16 protein-coding genes are annotated in these 17,093 nt (G+C 63.4%); 5 read left to right on the top strand and 11 right to left on the bottom strand.

Annotated elements, in window-relative coordinates; translation table 11 throughout:
- Positions 1-36: 36 nt before the first annotated feature.
- Complete coding sequence (locus LB555_RS13135) at positions 37-1,632, bottom strand: DHA2 family efflux MFS transporter permease subunit (RefSeq protein WP_140711678.1); 1,596 nt, start codon at positions 1,630-1,632, stop codon at positions 37-39.
- An 85-nt stretch (positions 1,633-1,717) separates the two neighbouring features.
- Positions 1,718-2,905, bottom strand: a complete 1,188-nt coding sequence (locus tag LB555_RS13130; protein ID WP_015314402.1) for an HlyD family secretion protein — start codon at positions 2,903-2,905, stop codon at positions 1,718-1,720.
- Between the two features lie 127 nt (positions 2,906-3,032).
- Between LB555_RS13130 and LB555_RS13125 the strand changes: the two genes are divergently transcribed.
- Complete coding sequence (locus LB555_RS13125; protein WP_140615188.1) at positions 3,033-3,767, top strand: TetR/AcrR family transcriptional regulator; 735 nt, start codon at positions 3,033-3,035, stop codon at positions 3,765-3,767.
- 95 nt (positions 3,768-3,862) lie between these two features.
- Here the strand turns inward: LB555_RS13125 and yihA are convergent, their stop codons facing one another.
- The 3 genes from yihA to LB555_RS13110 form a co-directional block, all read right to left on the bottom strand.
- The gene (gene yihA, locus LB555_RS13120; RefSeq protein WP_140711676.1) at positions 3,863-4,519 is read right to left on the bottom strand and encodes a ribosome biogenesis GTP-binding protein YihA/YsxC; all 657 of its coding nucleotides are present in this window, start codon (positions 4,517-4,519) and stop codon (positions 3,863-3,865) included.
- A complete protein-coding gene (locus LB555_RS13115; protein ID WP_181172867.1) occupies positions 4,516-5,154 on the bottom strand; it encodes a CatB-related O-acetyltransferase in 639 nt (212 codons plus the stop codon). Before LB555_RS13115 ends, yihA begins: the two co-directional genes overlap by 4 nt.
- Before the next feature lie 122 nt (positions 5,155-5,276).
- Positions 5,277-5,651 carry a hypothetical protein gene (locus tag LB555_RS13110; protein ID WP_224525337.1) on the bottom strand — a complete coding sequence of 125 codons (375 nt, stop codon included), beginning with the start codon at positions 5,649-5,651 and terminating at the stop codon, positions 5,277-5,279.
- 116 nt (positions 5,652-5,767) lie between these two features.
- Between LB555_RS13110 and LB555_RS13105 the strand changes: the two genes are divergently transcribed.
- From LB555_RS13105 to LB555_RS13095, 3 genes are read left to right on the top strand one after another with little or no spacing between them, the layout of a single operon-like run.
- Entirely contained in the window at positions 5,768-6,232 is a 465-nt protein-coding gene (locus LB555_RS13105; RefSeq protein ID WP_140660130.1) for a MarR family winged helix-turn-helix transcriptional regulator, read from the top strand.
- Positions 6,225-7,517, top strand: coding sequence for an HlyD family secretion protein (locus LB555_RS13100; RefSeq protein WP_224683028.1), 1,293 nt, complete (start codon positions 6,225-6,227; stop codon positions 7,515-7,517). Before LB555_RS13105 ends, LB555_RS13100 begins: the two co-directional genes overlap by 8 nt.
- On the top strand, positions 7,514-9,061 hold the full coding sequence (locus LB555_RS13095; protein ID WP_224683027.1) for a DHA2 family efflux MFS transporter permease subunit: 1,548 nt from the start codon (positions 7,514-7,516) through the stop codon (positions 9,059-9,061). The genes LB555_RS13100 and LB555_RS13095 overlap by 4 nt, the downstream gene beginning before the upstream one ends.
- Before the next feature lie 207 nt (positions 9,062-9,268).
- On the opposite strand, the gene LB555_RS13090 is transcribed toward LB555_RS13095, so the two are convergent.
- From LB555_RS13090 to rpmH, 6 genes are all read right to left on the bottom strand, one after another.
- Positions 9,269-9,829 (bottom strand): fasciclin domain-containing protein, encoded by a 561-nt coding sequence (locus LB555_RS13090; RefSeq protein WP_140789884.1) that lies wholly within the window; start codon positions 9,827-9,829, stop codon positions 9,269-9,271.
- Between the two features lie 213 nt (positions 9,830-10,042).
- Entirely contained in the window at positions 10,043-12,013 is a 1,971-nt protein-coding gene (locus tag LB555_RS13085; RefSeq protein WP_224597992.1) for a protein-L-isoaspartate(D-aspartate) O-methyltransferase, read from the bottom strand.
- 140 nt (positions 12,014-12,153) lie between these two features.
- Positions 12,154-12,372: a hypothetical protein gene (locus tag LB555_RS13080; RefSeq protein ID WP_015314392.1), complete on the bottom strand. Its 219-nt coding sequence runs from the start codon at positions 12,370-12,372 to the stop codon at positions 12,154-12,156.
- A gap of 373 nt (positions 12,373-12,745) precedes the next feature.
- On the bottom strand, positions 12,746-14,581 hold the full coding sequence (gene yidC / locus LB555_RS13075) for a membrane protein insertase YidC (RefSeq protein ID WP_140789878.1): 1,836 nt from the start codon (positions 14,579-14,581) through the stop codon (positions 12,746-12,748).
- 14 nt (positions 14,582-14,595) lie between these two features.
- Entirely contained in the window at positions 14,596-14,949 is a 354-nt protein-coding gene (gene rnpA / locus LB555_RS13070) for a ribonuclease P protein component (protein ID WP_140660126.1), read from the bottom strand.
- Between the two features lie 14 nt (positions 14,950-14,963).
- Complete coding sequence (gene rpmH / locus LB555_RS13065; protein ID WP_008833937.1) at positions 14,964-15,098, bottom strand: 50S ribosomal protein L34; 135 nt, start codon at positions 15,096-15,098, stop codon at positions 14,964-14,966.
- A 277-nt stretch (positions 15,099-15,375) separates the two neighbouring features.
- Here rpmH and LB555_RS13060 point away from each other — a divergent pair, with 277 nt between their 5' ends.
- Positions 15,376-16,863, top strand: coding sequence for an ATP-binding protein (locus LB555_RS13060; RefSeq protein ID WP_015314389.1), 1,488 nt, complete (start codon positions 15,376-15,378; stop codon positions 16,861-16,863).
- Positions 16,864-17,093 lie beyond the last annotated feature (230 nt).

Genomic DNA, 17,093 nt, shown 5'->3' with positions numbered 1-17,093 from the left:
GGAGCTTCCCGAAAACCGCTGCCACGTTTCCTTGCTTCAGTGCCCGCCGCCTCCGCCGCCACCGGGCGCGGCCGGCTTCCTGATCAGCATGGTGAAGAAGCCCAGCGTCCCGAACAGCACGGTCAGCAGATAGAACACATCCATGAAGGACAGCAGCGCCGCCTGCTGCTGGACCATGCCCGACAGCTTGGAGATCGCGGCACTGGTGGCGTCGAGGCCGGTGGTCTGCTCGAAATTGAGCGTCATGTTCTGCAGCTTGGCCTGCGCGGCGGCACTGCCCCACTGCACATGCTCGGAGAGCCGGGCATAGTGGAAGGCATTACGGTCGATCAGCACGGTGTTGATGAGGGCGAGGCCGACGGCGCCGCCGAGGTTGCGGGTCAGGTTGAACAGTCCCGACGCATTCTTCAACCGGTCCGGCGGCAAAGTGCCGAGCGCGATGTTGTTGATCGGCACCATGCACAGCATCATCGAACAGCCGCGCAGGATCTGCGGGATGAGCAGCTCGTAGAAATCCCAGTCGGCGGTCAGGTGCGTCATCCACCAGGTGCCGGTGGCGAAGCCGAACAGCCCGATCATCATCATCAGCCGCAGGTCCATCTTGCTCGACAGGAAGCCGGAGATGGGCGCGGTGACGAACATGGCCAGGCCGCTGACGAACAGCGCTTCGCCGATCATCATCGAATCGTAGCCGCGGATGCGTCCGAGGAAGACCGGATAGAGATAGGTCAGGCCATAGAGACCGATGCCGATGACGAAGGAAAACAGCGAGCCGAAGGCGAAGTTGATGTTGCTGAACGCCTTGAGGTCGACGATCGGCTCCTCGGCGGTGAAGACACGCCAGAAGAAGATCACCGCGCCGATGGTCATCACGATGGCGCAGATGAAGACGCCCTGGTCCTGCAGCCAGTCATTGTTCGGGCCTTCTTCAAGCACGTATTCCATACAGCCGAGGAAGGCCGCCATGCCGGCCAGGCCCCACCAGTCGAACTTCGAGAACAGCTTGAGATTGGGCTTGTCGAAATCGATCAGCGACCAGGCAGCGGTCGCCACCAGGATGCCCGGCACGACATTGACAAGGAACAGCCAGTGCCAGGAAAAAGCGTGGCTGATATAGCCGCCGACGGTCGGGCCGATGGTCGGCGCCAGTGTCGCCACCAGGCCGATCATCGGCGAGACGATGGCACGGCGCGAGGGCGGGAAGATGGTGAAGGCCGCGGCGAAAACGCTCGGGATCATGCCGCCGCCGATGAAGCCCTGCACGGCGCGGTAGACGATCATCTGGTCGATGTTGGTGGCGGTCGCGGCAAGGGCGCTCGCCGCGGTGAAGCCCGCCGCCGCGACGGTGAACAGCACGCGTGTCGACAGCATGCGGCTGAGGAAGCCCGACAGCGGGATCATGACCACCTCGGCGATCAGGTAGGCTGTCTGCACCCACGGGATTTCGTCGGAGCTGGCGCTGAGGCCGGCCTGGATCTCGGCCAGCGAGGCCGAAACGATCTGGATGTCGAGGATCGCCATGAACATGCCGAACACCATCGCCAGGAAAGCGATGACGCGGCGCGTCGAAATCGTGTCGGGGGCAGCCGGCATTGCCGGCGGCGATCCTGCGGTGATGGTTGCGGTTGCCATTTCCTGGCCCTCCTTGGGGCCCCGTTGAGGCAGGCCGGGCGGCTTGGTGCTTCAATCAGCCACCAAGCCGCCCTCCGAAAAGCGATCAGTTACTGGTGGCGGCAGGCGCGGTACGGCTGTCGACGGCGACGACGACGCTCAGGCCCGCGCGCAGCTTGCCGGTCTTCAGCGCATCGGCCGGTACGTCGATGCGGACCGGAACGCGTTGCACCACCTTGGTGAAGTTGCCGGTGGCGTTTTCCGGCGGCAGCAGCGAAAACACCGCGCCCGAGGCCGGCGCCAGCGAGGAGACGGTTCCCTGGATGGGCTGGCCGTCGATGGCGTCGACCGAGATGTTGACCTTTTCGCCGGGCACGAGCCTGGCAAGCTGCGTCTCCTTGAAGTTGGCGACGATGTAAAGCTTGTCCATAGGCACGACCACGGCGAGCTTCTGGCCGGGGCTGACCAGATCGCCCTGTTCGACGGAGCGGTTGCCGACGACGCCGTCATAAGGCGCCTTGAGCACCGTGAAGGAGAGGTCGCGCGCGGCCTTGTCGCGGCCGAGCTGCAGGGAAGCCAGCGTGCTGGCGGATTCCGCGCGCTGTGCCTCGAGCACACCGATATTGGCCTGCGCGGCGGCGATCTGCGCGTCGGCGCCGACGAGCGCGGCATTGGCCTGGTCGAGCGCGGTCTGGGCGTCGTCCAGCTGTGCCTGCGTGCCGACATGGGTCTTGACCAGTTGCGCGGCGCGCTGCTGGGCCCGGCCGGCATTGTCGGCGGCGGCCCGATCGGCGACCTTCTGCGCCTGTGCCTGCTGAAGCGAGGCTTGCGCGGCCTTGGTCTGCGCGTCGATGCGGTCGAGCGTCTTGGCCAGCGTGGCGATCTGCGCCTCGGCCTGGGCGACGGCGATCTTGTAGTCGCCGGCGTCGATCGTCAGCAATGGATCGCCGGCCTTGACCTGCTGGTTCTCGCTTACGAGGACCTGGTCGACATAGCCGGAAATTTTTGGCGAGACGAACGCCATGTCGGCCTGGACATAGGCGTCGTCGGTGGAGATCATGAAGCGGCCCGTGGTCCAGTAGTCATAGCCATACCAGGCGCCGCCGCTCAGAAGGGCAAGGCCGATGATCGGCAGCAGGAAGGAGCGCACCGAGCGCTTTTTCTTGGCCGGCGCTTCCGCCGGCGGCGGTGCGACGACCGGCTGGAGGGGAATTTCCGGAGCTTCCGTCGCCGGCGCGACCTTGGCGTTGGGGAAAGGGCGGACTTCGGCTGATGTTGACGCGGTCGAGGACATGACATCTCTCTAAAGTTATAATACTGAACCGTTCGGTTCGATCAGGCCGTTGACATAGCGCGTAAAGAAGACCATATCAAGAGGCAATCGAACCGATTGGTTCGAATTATTTCGAGGTCCGACTTTTATGGTTGAGATTGTACGCAACAGCGAAACCGATCCGTGCGAAGACCTGCTGGACGGTCTGCGCCGCGGCCGCCCGGCCGCTGGACAGGACCCGGTCAAGCGCAGCCAGATCATCGATGGCGCCCGTCGTGTCTTCATCGAAAAGGGCTTCGAGGCCGCCTCGATGAACGACATCACCCGCGAGGCCGGGGTCTCGAAGGGCACCATCTACGTCTACTTCGCCAACAAGGAAGAGCTGTTCGAAGCGCTGATCGAGGAAGAGCGCGGCACCATCTTCAAGAACATGTACGACATGCTCGACCGCGCCGACGACTTGCGCCAGACGCTGGTGAAGTTCGGCAAGGTTCTGTCGATGAAGATCACCTCGGCCAGGGTCATCCAGGCGCAACGCACGGTGATCGGCGCCTCCGACAGAATACCCGATATGGGCGCTCGCTTTTACGAACGCGGACCCAAGCGCGGCCATGACAAGGTGGTGACGTTCCTCAACGCCGCCATCGAGCGCGGCCTGCTGGAGATCGACGATGTCGACCTCGCCGCCTATCAGTTCACCGAACTGTGCCTGGCCGGTCTTTTCCGGCAGTGCATCTTCGCCTATCGCACCAAGGCCCCGACCCAGGACGAGATCGACCACATCGTCAGGTCGGGCGTCAACATGTTCCTGAAGGCCTACGGCACCGAAAGGCTGGCAGAGGAAGAAAGCCACGAGATGATTGCAATCGAGGCGAAACCTTAGAAGCAATCCAGGAAATTGCGTGCAGGTTTCCGTCCGAATGCGAGAAAACAGGGAGATAGAGCTGCCCGTTCTGATGGCCGACCTATCCCAGCTTTTTACCCGCCATTGGCGGCGAGCACGATCGCGGCCTGCAATTCCTCCAAGCCTTCGCCTTTTTCCGATGACGTCGCCAGCACGAACGGGAACGCCGCGGGACGCTTCTTGATCTTGGCCAACGTCTCCTCGATCAGCCGCGGCACGCCGGCGGCCTTGATCTTGTCGGTCTTGGTCAGCACGATCTGGTAGGACACCGCCGCCTTGTCGAGCAGCGACAGCACTTCGTCGTCCTTGGCCTTGATGCCGTGGCGGGCATCGATCAGCACATAGACCCGCTTCAGCGTGACCCGACCCTTGAGATAATCGAAGACCAGCTTGGTCCACTCGTCCACCTTCTCCTTGGGCGCGGTGGCATAGCCGTAGCCCGGCATGTCGACCAGCGCCATTGGCGGCAGGTCGGTGCCCTCGCCCGAAAATCCATCCGGCACGAAATAGTTGAGCTCCTGCGTGCGCCCCGGCGTATTGGAGGTGCGCGCCAGGCCCTTCTGGTTGACCAGCGCATTGATCAGCGACGACTTGCCGACATTGGAGCGGCCGGCAAAGGCGATCTCGGGCGGCCCTTCCGGCGGCAGGAACTTCATGGCCGGCACGCCGCGGATGAAGATCCACCCGCGCGTGAACAGGTCGGTGCTGATCGCGGTGTTGGGAACGTTCAAGCTGCTGCCTCCAGAAGAGAAATATCGGCGCCTCTGATGGCGTCGAGGTTGCGGCCGATCTTGTCCACCGGCCAATCCCACCATGCCACCGCCAGCAGCCGCCGGATCGTCCTGTCGTCGAAACGCATCTTGACCACTTTCGCGGCGTTGCCGGCGACGATCGCATAGGGCGGCACATCGTGCGTCACCACCGATTTGGCGGCGACGATGGCGCCATGGCCGATTTCCACGCCGGGCAGGATCACAGCCTCCATGCCGATCCAGACATCGCTGCCGACCATTGTGTCGCCGCGCACTTCCTTCGACCACGTGGCTGGGTCGAAACCGTTTTCCCAGCCATGACCGAAGATGTTGAACGGATAGGTTGAAAAGCCGGACATCGCGTGGTTGGCGCCATTCATGATGAAGCGCGCGCCTTCGGCTATGGCGCAGAACTTGCCGATGATGAGCTTGTCGCCGATGAAGGGATAGTGATGCAGCACGCATTTTTCGGCGAACTTGTCCGGCCCGTCGGGGTCGTCATAATAGGTGAAGTCGCCGATCTCGATATTCGGCACTGTCACCAGAGGCTTCAGGAAGCCGACGCGTGTGTGCATCGGGATCGGGTGCTTGATGCCGGGGTTGGGTCCGTCCATGTCGAAGTCCGTCCAGGAAGTGACAGCCACGTGGATCCGCAATCCGCGCGCCTGGTCAAAATAACGTGATCCGCCCTATAGCACCAATCGGCTGACGAGCGAGCCTTCCTTGCTCGCCATGCTCATTTGTTGCCGCGGCAGATCACGATCGGATTGGACAGCGCGCTGTCGAACCCACTGCCCTGATAGACCTGAACGTTCGACGCTCCGGGCGGCAGCATGAAGCTGCCTTCGACGACCTTCTGATCGCCGGCCATCGTGTGGAGATCCCAGCTAAACGTGCAGAACTGCGGCGGCGCCTTGGTTTCGACGTGGCTGCAATTGAGCTGCGCGCCGCCCAGCATGGCGGCGCCGCCACAACTGACCGCATCCTTGGCAGCCGCGGCGCCGGGGCACCCAATGAGAGCCGTGACGGCCGCGATCCCAATCCAATTCATCGCCAAATCCTTGCCGGCAAATCCACATCGCCAGGCGGCCTTTGCGGTGCCGTGGCCCATGCGTTTTTTCCTGCCCGAGGCTTAATCGGTCTTGCGCGGGGCGTCCAGCAGGATTATGTGCATGATGATAATAAGCATGCTCACGAAAAATTGTCCATCGACCCCGATCTCCTCCCATGCCCTCTTCCCCCAATATCAGCTTCGTGCTGCACGACGTTGCGCGTCTGCTTCGCAAGCGGTTCGAGCAGCGGTCGCGCGCTTCGGGACTGACCCGCGCCCAGTGGCAGGTGCTGGCGTACCTTTCGCTGCATGAAGGCATCCACCAGAACAAGCTCGCCGACCTTATCGAGATCGTGCCGATCACGCTCGCCCGGCTGCTCGACAAGATGGAGGCCCGCGGCTTCATCGAGCGCCGGCCCGATCCCGCCGACCGCAGGGCCTGGCTGCTTTACCTGAAGCCGCAGGCCCGTCCGCTGCTCGAGATCATGCGCGGCAACGGCCAGAAAACTCGAGACGAGGCCTTCGCCGGCCTTTCGCCTGAAACACAGCAGCGTCTGCTGCAAACCCTAAGCTTGATCAAATCCAATCTGCTCGCGGCTTGCACCCAGCCGGCCGTCGACCGGGAGAAAATACATGGCTGAATCAACATACCCCAAAAAGCCCGCCGGAGACGAGACGCCAGCGGGTCGGACAGACCAGATCATCCGGCTCGACAATGAGCGGGAGCAGCGGCGAGCCAACGTCGTCATCGACAATGACGAGCTGGAAGCGCCGGTTGCCCTGGAGCCTGCGGCACTCGAGGCTCCGGCCAAGGAGCCGCAGCCACGGCAGACCCCCGCCGCCGTCGCCCCTCCTGTTCCGGCCAAACCGAAGCGCAGCCTGACACGGCCGGTCCTTTTTGCGCTGCTTCCGGTCGCGCTCGTCGTCGGTGGCTATTACTATGTCACCGGCGGCCAGCTGATGACGACCGACAATGCCTATATCCAGGCCCAGTCGCTCGGCGTCTCCACCGACGTCTCCGGCACGGTGGAGGAGATCGACGTGCATGAGAACCAGGCCGTGAAGAAGGGCGACGTGCTGTTTCGCCTGCGTCCGGCCTCCTTCGAGACCGCTCTCGCCGCCGCCCAGGCCCAACTCGGCACCGTGCGCAACCAGGTGCTGACCCTGGAGGCGAGCTACCAGCAGTCGCTGTCGCAGATCGAGCAGGCGCAAGCCGACATCCCCTATTATGAGGCCGCCTTCCAGCGGCAGCAGGATCTGCTCAAGACCTCCACCGCCTCGAAGGCGTCTTTCGACAGCGCCCAGCACGACCTCGTCGCCGCGCGCCAGAAAGTGTCCGTCGCCAAGGCGCAGGCGCAGGCCACGCTGGCCCAGCTCGGCGGCGACGCCAACCAGCCGGTGGAGAAGAACCCCTTCTACCTGCAGGCCAAGTCGGGCGTCGACGATGCGCAGCGCAACCTCGGCGATTCCGTGGTCAAGGCGCCGTTCGACGGCATCGTCACCAATGTCGACGCACTGCAGGTCGGCAAGTACCTGCCGGCTTCGCAGCCGGCGTTCAGCCTGGTCTCGTCGACCGACCTGTGGATCGCGGCCGAGCCGAAGGAAACCGAGCTGACCTATGTCAGGCCGGGGCAGACGGCGACGATCAGCGTCGACACCTATCCGGGCGCCGTGTGGCACGGCACCGTTGCCTCGATCAGCCCCGCCTCCTCGTCAAGCTTCTCGCTGCTGCCGGCGCAGAACACCACCGGCAACTGGGTCAAGGTCGTGCAGCGCATCCCGATGCGCGTGACGATCGATGGTATCGGGGGCAAGCCGCCGTTGCGCGGCGGCATGAGCGCGGTGGTCGACGTCGAGACGGGCCATGCACGCGGCCTACCGGACTTCGTCACCAATCTCATCGGCCTGTTCGGACAAAAGTCATGACCAGCGCGTCCGCGACAGCTGCCACGCCGGTGGTCGCCAATCGCGGCGCCATCACTGCCTGCGTGATCCTGGCCGTCATCATGCAGGCGCTGGACACCACCATCGCCAATGTCGCGCTGCCTTACATCCAGGGCAGCGTCTCGGCCAGCGCCGACCAGATCAACTGGGTTCTGACCTCCTACATCGTGGCGGCGGCGGTGATGACGCCGCCTTCGGGCTACCTCGCCAACCGCTTCGGCCGCAAGCGCATCCTCCTGACCTCGATCACCGGCTTCGTCGTCGCCTCGGTGCTGTGCGGCTTCGCGCAATCGCTGCCGCAAATCGTCGGCTTCCGCCTGCTGCAGGGCCTGTTCGGCGCGGCTCTGGTGCCGCTCTCGCAGAGTATCCTGCTCGATATCTACAGTGTGGAAGAGCGCGGCTCCGCCATGGCGCTGTTCGGCATTTCGGTGATGGTCGGGCCGGTGCTGGGACCGGTCATCGGCGGCTGGCTGACCGAAAATGTCAGCTGGCGCTGGGTGTTCTACATCAACGTGCCGATCGGCGCCTTGGCCTTCGCCGGCGTGTCGCTGTACGTCCTGGAAACCAAGCTGGACTTCAAGGCGAGGCTGGATTGGCTGGGTTTCGGCATGCTCAGCATCACCATCGCCGCCTTGCAGATGTTTCTCGATCGCGGCGAGCAGCTCAACTGGTTCTCGTCATCCGAGATCATCGTCGAGGCGGTGATCTGCGCATCGGCCTTCTACATCTTCCTCGTCCACACCTTCACCGGCCGCAACACCTTCGTCAATCCGAGGCTGTTCCTGGACCGGAATTTTGCCGTCGGCATGATCTTCATCTTCATCATCGGCATCACCTACTTGGCCTCGCTGGCGCTGATGACGCCCTATCTGCAGACGCTGATGGGCTACCCCGTGGTGACGGCCGGCATCGTCATGGGGCCGCGCGGGCTTGGCACGATGGCCTGCATGTTCCTGGTCGGCCGGCTGATCGGCAAGGTCGACACGCGCTGGCTGCTGCTCATCGGCCTGCTGATCACCGCCTGGGCGATGTACGACATGACCGGCTGGACGCCCGACGTTTCGCAGTGGACCATCATCTCCACCGGCTTCATCCAGGGGGCGGGGCTCGGCTTCCTGTTCGTGCCGCTGACCACCATAACCTTCGCCACGCTGGCGCCGGAGCGGCGCGCGGAAGGCACCGGCCTCTACAATCTGTCGCGCAACATCGGCTCCAGCGTCGGCATATCGGTGGTCACCGCGCTCCTGACGCAGAATGTGCAGATCAATCACGCCAGCATCGCCACCTATGTGACGCCCTTCAACCAGGCGTTCAACGATCCGGCGATCTTCCAGGCGATGAACCCCTACACCGCCGCCGGCCGCGCCGCGCTCGACGGCGTGGTGACGCTGCAGGCGACTGTTATCAGCTACATGAACGACTTCAAGCTGATGATGCTCCTGTCGCTGGCCGCCATCCCGCTGGTGCTCCTGCTGCGCAAACCGGGAACGCCGGCCAAGATCGACCACAGCGCTGTCATGGAATGAGGCGGTGGAAGCGGTCGGAAGTTGAGCGCCGCTGACGCCCATTCGCCCTCACAGGACGCAAAAAGAAACCGGGGTCCTGTGAGGGACGACAGGACCCCGGCCTCGCCGATACGGCTTCCCAAGAAACATGGCACCTCGTCACGAGGCGGGGATGGCGGACCGAGAAAGCCCCAACGGCCTGCCAACGCCCCCTTTCGCCGGAAGCCGTTACTTCGGCAACAGCACCTTGTTGACGACGTGAATGACGCCGTTCGACTGGTTGACGTCTGCGATCGTCACCTTCGCCTCGCCGCCGGACTCGTCCATGATGTAGAGCTTGCCTTTCTTGATCTCGGCCGTGAGCGTGTCGCCCGACACGGTCTTCATCTCGTATTTGCCGCCCATCGCCTTGGCCTTCTTCATCATCTCGGCGCCTGAAATCTTGCCAGCCACGACATGCGCGGTCAGCACCTTGGTGAGCTTGTCCTTGTTCTCGGGCTTGAGCAGCGTATCGACGGTGCCGGCCGGCAGTGCGGCGAAAGCCTCGTTGGTCGGGGCAAACACGGTGAACGGACCCGCGCTTTGCAACGTGTCGACCAGGCCGGCGGCCTTGACGGCGGCGACCAGCGTCGTGTGATCCTTCGACTTGACCGCGTTCTGCACGATGTTCTTGGTGGCGTACATCGGCGCGCCGCCGACATTCGGGTTCTTGGCGTGGGCTGGGGCGGCAATCGCCATGCCGGCGACAAGGGCTGATACGGCGATGGTCCTGAATGTGGGCAAGCGCATGTGGTCTTCCTCCGGGTGAGGGCTGATCGGAATTGATAGCCTTTTGGAAACGCACAAGCAGTCACGCCGCGCGGGTGCCTGCAGTTTCGCCGATCACGGGAACGTGAATGGAGGCCTGCCCAAAGAAAATATCTGGACGAACCAGGCTTTTTCGACCGGCCGCGCGATTGAGGACAGGCCGACCGTCAGGCGCTGGAAGTGAGTCCCGGACATTCAGATGCCGAAGGGAAATGTATCCGGTACCTTGCCGATGCTGTCGGCCGGCTTGCTGAGCGGCGTGACCGCGGACGTTCGATCGAACCAGACGAAGGCGTCGAACTGGCGGGAGACGGACGAGTCCATGTAATGGCTGAGCCGTTCAGTCTCCGGCCTGTAGATGACGCCGATATAGCGTTCCGGCCTCGGCGCCGCCAGGTCGGCGCCGAGCTGGCCATGGCGCTCAAAATCCAGCAGGAACGACGGTTTGCCGCTCTCGTGACACAGCCGCTCGAAGCTGCCCGGCAGCGACGGATTTACGTCCTTTACCTCCATCTCACGGTCCCAATCCGAGGCACAGGCGACGGTACCGGTATCCGTCCCGAAGCCGATCAGCGCCGTCTGGGCACCGAAGCGCTCCCGGCAGAGCTGGCCGATGTTCAACTCGTCACGGACAGTGCCCATGTCGGTATGCCGCGCGTCCCCGATATGCGAGTTATGCGCCCACACCACGGCCTTCGACTTCGGCCCATGCGCTTCGAGAAGTTGATCGAGCGTTTCAAACATGTGCCGATCGCGGAGGTTCCAGGTCTCGGCGCCACCATAATACATCACGCGGTAGTAGCGCTCGGCCGATGCGACCAGACGTGCACTCTGCTTGGCGTCGAGGAGATCGCCGTCGCCCTCCATCATGGATCGCTCGAACAGATCCATGCACTGTCGCACAACGGCCTCTTCGCAGGTTCTGTAGCCCGGCCGCAGCGCCGCGCGTCCGTAGGTGCTGGGCTCGTTCTGCCAGGGCATCAGACAGCCATAGCGCTCGCGCGCGACGGCGGCCGCTTCGGGATCGACCTTGTCCAGATAGGCAAGCACCGTGGCGATCGAGCCGCTCATATTGTAGAGATCGAGCCCATAAAAGCCTGCTTTCCGCGCATGACCGGGCACATCCCGGTTGTATTCATGCAGCCAGCCGATGAATTCGGACACCTCGGCGTTGCGCCACATCCAGGTCGGGAAGCGCTGGAAGAGCGGCTGCGCATCCGACCGCCGCTCCCCTCCGCGAACATACCGGTTGATCTGCGCCGCATCCGGCCAATCCGCCTCGACGGCCACGATGGTGAAGCCGTGTCGCTGGAGGAGGCGTCGGGTGACAGCCGCACGGGCACGATAAAATTCCGAAGTGCCGTGGCTCGCCTCCCCGAGCAGGACGACGCGCCGGCTGCCGAACCGATCGAACATCGCGCCGAAGGCCGGATCGTCGATCTGCGGCAAATCTTCGGCCGCCCTTGCAATTTGCTGCGGCAATGGAGGAGCGCGCGCCTCGCGCACCGATGCGTTTTCGTCGTGTCCGCCGTGCTCGCCGATCAGCGGCACGAACATGACACCACCGAGGTCCTCCTCCTCGAACTTGTTTGCAGCGATCCGCGTGACGCGAACGAGCCGCTGGGAGTAGAGGTCTTCACCGACCGGGATGATCAGCCTGCCGCCGATCTCCAACTGCTCCTGCAAGCCGAGGGGGATGGACGTTCCGGCGGCCGCGACGACGATGGCGTCAAACGGCGCCTTTTCCTGCCAGCCTTTTGTGCCGTCGCCGACCCGGACCTCGATATTTCGATACCCGGCGGCATTGAGCCGCCGCTCCGCCTGCTGCGCGAGCGATCGATGCCGCTCTATGGTGAAGACGTGTTCAGCAAGTTCGGCCAGCACAGCCGCCGCGTAGCCCGAGCCGGTGCCGATTTCCAGCACGCGATCGGTCGCCTCGATCTCGGCCATCTCCGCCATTTTCGCCACGATGAAGGGTTGCGAGATCGTCTGTCCGCTGCCGATCGGCAGCGGACTGTCCTCATAGGCGAATTCCTCGAAACCCTCGTCGACGAATTGCTCTCGCGCAACCCGGCGTACCGCATTCAGAACCCGCCTGTCATGCACTCCACGGCGCGCGATGTGCGCCTCCACCATCCGATGCCTGGCGTGCTCGAAATCCAGCATGAGAGCCTCCAATCAGGCGATTGATCGGATCGACGTGATGTCATCTCGAGAGCGAAGTCGTTTTCGGTGCCATTCGCTCTCCCGGCTCCCGGGCTCGGACCATCCGGTCTTCCTCGGCAGCCCACGCCGATCGCGCAGGCTTATTGGTTGGTTCGCCCGGTCTGTCGGGGATTGACGCCGCCTTGCGGCGTGGTGTCGTTATCGACATCTCCCTTGAAAGTGTTCTCGCCGTCCAGTTCCTCGTCCTCGTCGAGAAGATTGCCTCCCTTGATCGTGCCCCTGGAGGCGCCGATTCCGGGATTCTGCTTCAAATCCTTGTTGGTGGGCTTGGCCGTCTTTGGGTGAATGTTGCTGCTCATCGGAATGCCTCTCTGCAAGTTGCATGTGATGAGGTCGATCTACTGCACTGCCTTGAATTTGGATGGGCGCGCCGACCTGATCCTCTCACGCGGGAGCTTAGGAAGCCTGTTGCGCGAACTCTTGAACGCAGGATAAGTTCCATGCGGAACAATCCGGCAGCGGCGAGGGCCGGCTGATTTGCCGGCAATGACGGAGACCAGGAATTGCCGACTCGGTGCCTGTTTTATCGCGTGCCGGACCACCGCATCGCTGAAACTAAAAGGCTGGGCCCTGTAGAACACAGGACCCAGCCGTCAAATCTGTTTGCTTGCCGGGGCCGCCCAATTTTATGGCTCAGTCGCTGGGGCGGGCTCTCTTGCCAAGAGGCGCCGGCTATTCCGCCGGTGACGGTTTCTTGCGGAACAGCGCCACCAGATTGTCCCACAGCTCGATCTTGGCGCCCTGGCGCTTCATGATCACGCCCTGCTGCAGGATCGACAGCGTGTTGTTCCAGGCCCAGTAGATGACGAGACCGGCCGGGAAGCCCGCCATCATGAAGGTGAAGATGACCGGCATCCAGGTGAAGATCGCGGCTTGCGTCGGGTCCGGCGGCGTCGGGTTCATGCGCATCTGCAGGAACATGGTGACGCCCATGATCAGCGGCCACACACCGATCATCAGCATATGCGGCAGCGTGACCGGAACCAGCCCGAACAGGTTGAAGATGGAGGTCGGATCGGGCGCGGCCAGATCCTGGATCCAGCCGAAGAACGGCGCGTGCCGCATCTCGATGGTGATGTAGAGCACCTTGTAGAGGGAGAAGAAGACCGGGATCTGCAGCGCCACCGGCCAGCAGCCGGCGAGCGGATTGATCTTCTCGGTCTTGTACAGCTCCATCATCGCCTGCTGCTGCTTCATCTTGTCGTCCGCGTATTTCTCGCGGATCTCGAGCATCTTGGGCTGCACCTTCTTCATGTTCGCCATCGACGCGTATGACTTGTTGGCGAGCGGGAAGAAAATGGCTTTCACGATGACCGTGGTGGCCAGGATCGCCAGCCCGAAATTGCCGAGGAACTTGTAGAGCGTGTCGATCAGCCAGAACATTGGCTTGGTGATGAAGTGGAACCAGCCCCAGTCGATCAAAAGGTCGAACCGCTTGATATGGCGGTCTTCGGCATAGGCGTTGATCTTGCCGACTTCCTTGGCGCCGGCGAAGATTTCGGTCTCGACGGTCGCCGACTGGCCGGCCTCGACATTGATCGGGTCGGTCAGGAAGTCGGACTGGTAACGGTGGCGGCCATCCTCGAAATAGGCATAGCGAGGCTGGAACGGCTGCTTCTCGGTCGGCACCAGGGTGACGGCCCAATATTTGTCGGTGATGCCGAGCCAGCCGTCGGTCGACTTGCCAGGCTGGTACTGCTTGTCCTTCTCGACCGAGGCGTATTTGTGTTCCTGCAGGCCTTCCGTGCCGGTGAAGCCGATGAGGCCTTCATGCAGCACATAGGTGCTGGCGACGGCCGGCTTGTCGTAGCGCGTGACACGGCCATAGTTGAACAGCGAAACCGCGCTCGAGCCGGAATTCTGCACCGTGTCCGACACGGTGAACATGTAGTTTGCGTCGACGGAGAAGGTGCGCTTGAAGGTCAGGCCCTTGTCATTGGTGTAGGTGAGCGTCACCGGCGTCGACGGGGTCAGCGTCGGATTGCCGTCCACGCTCCACACCGTCTCCGCACCCGGCACCGCGCCGGTCTTGTCGTTGCCGACAAAGCCGATCTCGGCGAAATAGCCGGTGGGCAGCGCCTGCGGGTTGAGCAGCTCGATCTCGGGTGAATTCTTGTCGACGGTCTCGGTGTAGTGCTTGAGCTTGAGGTCGTCGAGCCGCGCGCCGGTCAAATTGATCGAGCCCTCGAGGCTCGGCGTGTCGATCTTGACGCGCTTGGATGCCGCCAGCGCCTGATCGCGGCCGGCCACGGTGACCACGTCACCGCCGGGCGCGTTGGGAATGGCGCCCGGGGTGGTCGCGCCTGGTGCGGTTGTCCCTGGGGCCGGTGTCGATGCGCCCGGATTGGCCGCATCGGCCGCCTTCTTCTGTTCCTCGACGCGCTGCTGCTCGATCTTGGCGGCCTCGCGCTGCGCCTCGCTGCGCGGCAGCACGTAGAAGTACTGCCATACCGCCAGGATCAGCACCGACAGGGCGATGGTGATGAAGAAGTTCCGGTTGTTTTCCATCGAGAGCCCTTGGCCTATCGTGTTCCGCGAAGTCGGCGGGAGAGTTCGGCCTTCAACTGGCCGAAAGGGGCGCGCAGCGCATCATCGCGCCCGACGATGACATAATCATTGCCGGGCACCATGTCATCTGCGGCATGGACGCGGACGGCTTCTTTCAGCCGCCGCCTGACGCGGTTGCGCACAACGGCATTGCCGACCTTCTTGGTGACGGTGTAGCCGACGCGCGGCCCCCCGCCATCGCCGCGGTCGAGGACCTCGACGAGGAAAAACCGTCCGCGTCGCTTTTCACCACGACGGACGGCCAGGAATTCCGCGCGTTTCAGAAGCCGCTCGGGATTTTGCCCCACTGGCTTGCCGGTTGCGGGCAACGATCTCGTCTCGCTTAGGCGCTGAGCCGCTTGCGGCCGCGGTTGCGGCGAGCTGCGACGACGCCACGGCCACCCTTGGTGGCCATGCGGGCACGGAAGCCGTGCCGGCGTTTGCGGACGAGTTTGGACGGTTGGTAGGTACGCTTCATTTGTTTTAATACCGCGGGGTGCGGCCCTTCTTGATTCTGTCACTTTGTAACAGGAGCTTTGCCGGGCCGGTTTTGGCGCGATCGAAACCGCGCCGGGACGAATGGCCCGAGCGTGAGCGGGCTTATAGAAAGAAGGGTTTTGGAAGTCAATCCGGCGTCGGCGCCCTAAAGACGCACCTGTTTTGGAGCATCTATTTTTCCGACCAAGGGAGAAATTGGCAAAAAAGCCGTAATCGCCTAATCTTGGCTGATCAAGTGATTGTGAAGATCGAGTCGCATGAGCGAAGCCAGCCAAGCAGGGGAAGGGACCGGACCGGCGTCAGCCGCTGTCCGCACGGTACCGCTGTCGCGTGGTCTGTCGACGAAGCTGCTGCTGCTCACCATCGTTTTCGTGCTGCTGGCCGAAGTGCTCATCTTCCTGCCCTGGATCGCCAGTTACCGGCTGAGCTGGCTCAAGGAGAGGCTGAGCACGGCCGCAGCCGTGTCGATCGTGCTGGTGCAGGGCGAGTCGACCTCGCTGTCGCGTACGGCCCAGAATGACGTGCTGATGGCGATCGGCGCCAAGGCGATCGCGGTGCGCGACGGCGGCGTGTCGCGGCTTCTGGTGGTGGCCGACATGCCGCCGCAGGTCGACGAACACATCGATCTCGCCAGCGTCGGCATGGTCAAGGGCATGACCGGCGCGCTGGATACGCTTTTTTTCGGCGGCGACAGGATGCTGCGCGTCTTCGGGCCGGTCGGCGACAGCGACAAGGAGTTCGAGCTGATCATGCCGGACTATTCGCTCCGCAAGGCCATGCTCATCTATTCGCGCAACGTCGCTTTCGTCTCGCTATTGATCTCGCTGTTCACGGCCATGCTGGTCTATGCCGCGATCGACCTGATCATGATCGGGCCGATCCGTACCATGACGCGCTCGATGCTCTCCTTCTCGGAAGCTCCCGACGACCCTGGACGGATCATCCGCCCCGCTGCTCGTTCCGACGAGATCGGAGTGGCCGAGCGCGAACTGTCGCAGATGCAGGAGCGGCTGCAAAAGATGCTGGCCGAGCAGAAGCATCTGGCCGACCTCGGTCTCGCCGTGTCGAAGATCAACCACGACATGCGCAACATCCTGGCCTCCGCCCAGCTGATGTCGGACCGCCTTCGCCTGGTCAAGGATCCGACCGTGCAGGCCTTTGCGCCGAAGCTTCTGCGCGCGCTCGACCGCGCCGTCTCCTATTCGGAGGGCGTGCTTCATTACGGCCGCACGCAGGAGCCGCCGCCGTCGCGCCGCAGGGTGAGGCTGCGCCAACTGGTCGAGGACGTGCACGGCCTGCTCGACATCGAGCAGGGCATCGAGTTCATCAACGCGGTCGAGATGGCTTTCGAGGTGGATGCCGATTCCGACCAGCTCTTCCGGGTGCTCACCAATCTTTGCCGCAACTCGGTGCAGGCGATGGCGGCCGATACCGAAAGCGCCGTGGTGCGGCGGCTGGCGGTCTCGGCCGAGCGCATGGGCAGCGTCAGCCGCATCGCCGTCACCGACACCGGCCCCGGCCTGCCGCCGAAGGCGCGCGAAAACCTGTTCGCGGCCTTCCGCGGCTCGGCGCGCAGCGGCGGCACCGGCCTTGGCCTGGCGATCGCGCATGAACTGATCAGGGCGCATGGCGGCACGGTGGAATTGGTCGAATCGATCGGCGGGCGCACCACATTCGCCGTCACCATCCCCGACCAGCCGGTGCGGCTCGACCAGGCCCGTGGCAGCCTGCGCCGCCCAGCCTGACGGCTTCCGTCCCGTTTCCCGAGATTACCACCTTGCGGACCCGTCGCTCTCTCCAACAGTTCCCGATCGCCAGGATCAGGCCAGTCACAGCGGCTCGAAGTGCCGGGATGAGCGCCGGCATCGCCGCATGACAGGCCTGCGACAAAACTTTTGCCGGATCGGCTTGCTTTTCGCGAATTCAGTCGTTAGGGAACTGCACACATTCGCGGCCGGTCTTTCGGACCGGATCG

This window comes from Mesorhizobium sp. BR-1-1-10, from assembly GCF_020165595.1.
In the GTDB taxonomy this organism is placed as follows: Bacteria; Pseudomonadota; Alphaproteobacteria; order Rhizobiales; family Rhizobiaceae; genus Mesorhizobium; species Mesorhizobium australicum.
Note: the sequence above shows the minus strand (reverse complement) of the source record. Positions and strands in the feature narration are given on the sequence as shown.

Coding starts and splice junctions, on each gene's coding strand:
- LB555_RS13135 (WP_140711678.1), bottom strand. CDS start 1,632: ATGGCAACCGCAACCATCACCGCAGGATCGCCGCCGGCAATGCCGGCT.
- LB555_RS13130 (WP_015314402.1), bottom strand. CDS start 2,905: ATGTCCTCGACCGCGTCAACATCAGCCGAAGTCCGCCCTTTCCCCAAC.
- LB555_RS13125 (WP_140615188.1), top strand. CDS start 3,033: ATGGTTGAGATTGTACGCAACAGCGAAACCGATCCGTGCGAAGACCTG.
- LB555_RS13115 (WP_181172867.1), bottom strand. CDS start 5,154: ATGGACGGACCCAACCCCGGCATCAAGCACCCGATCCCGATGCACACA.
- LB555_RS13110 (WP_224525337.1), bottom strand. CDS start 5,651: ATGGGCCACGGCACCGCAAAGGCCGCCTGGCGATGTGGATTTGCCGGC.
- LB555_RS13105 (WP_140660130.1), top strand. CDS start 5,768: ATGCCCTCTTCCCCCAATATCAGCTTCGTGCTGCACGACGTTGCGCGT.
- LB555_RS13100 (WP_224683028.1), top strand. CDS start 6,225: ATGGCTGAATCAACATACCCCAAAAAGCCCGCCGGAGACGAGACGCCA.
- LB555_RS13095 (WP_224683027.1), top strand. CDS start 7,514: ATGACCAGCGCGTCCGCGACAGCTGCCACGCCGGTGGTCGCCAATCGC.
- LB555_RS13090 (WP_140789884.1), bottom strand. CDS start 9,829: ATGCGCTTGCCCACATTCAGGACCATCGCCGTATCAGCCCTTGTCGCC.
- LB555_RS13085 (WP_224597992.1), bottom strand. CDS start 12,013: ATGCTGGATTTCGAGCACGCCAGGCATCGGATGGTGGAGGCGCACATC.
- LB555_RS13080 (WP_015314392.1), bottom strand. CDS start 12,372: ATGAGCAGCAACATTCACCCAAAGACGGCCAAGCCCACCAACAAGGAT.
- yidC (WP_140789878.1), bottom strand. CDS start 14,581: ATGGAAAACAACCGGAACTTCTTCATCACCATCGCCCTGTCGGTGCTG.
- rpmH (WP_008833937.1), bottom strand. CDS start 15,098: ATGAAGCGTACCTACCAACCGTCCAAACTCGTCCGCAAACGCCGGCAC.
- LB555_RS13060 (WP_015314389.1), top strand. CDS start 15,376: ATGAGCGAAGCCAGCCAAGCAGGGGAAGGGACCGGACCGGCGTCAGCC.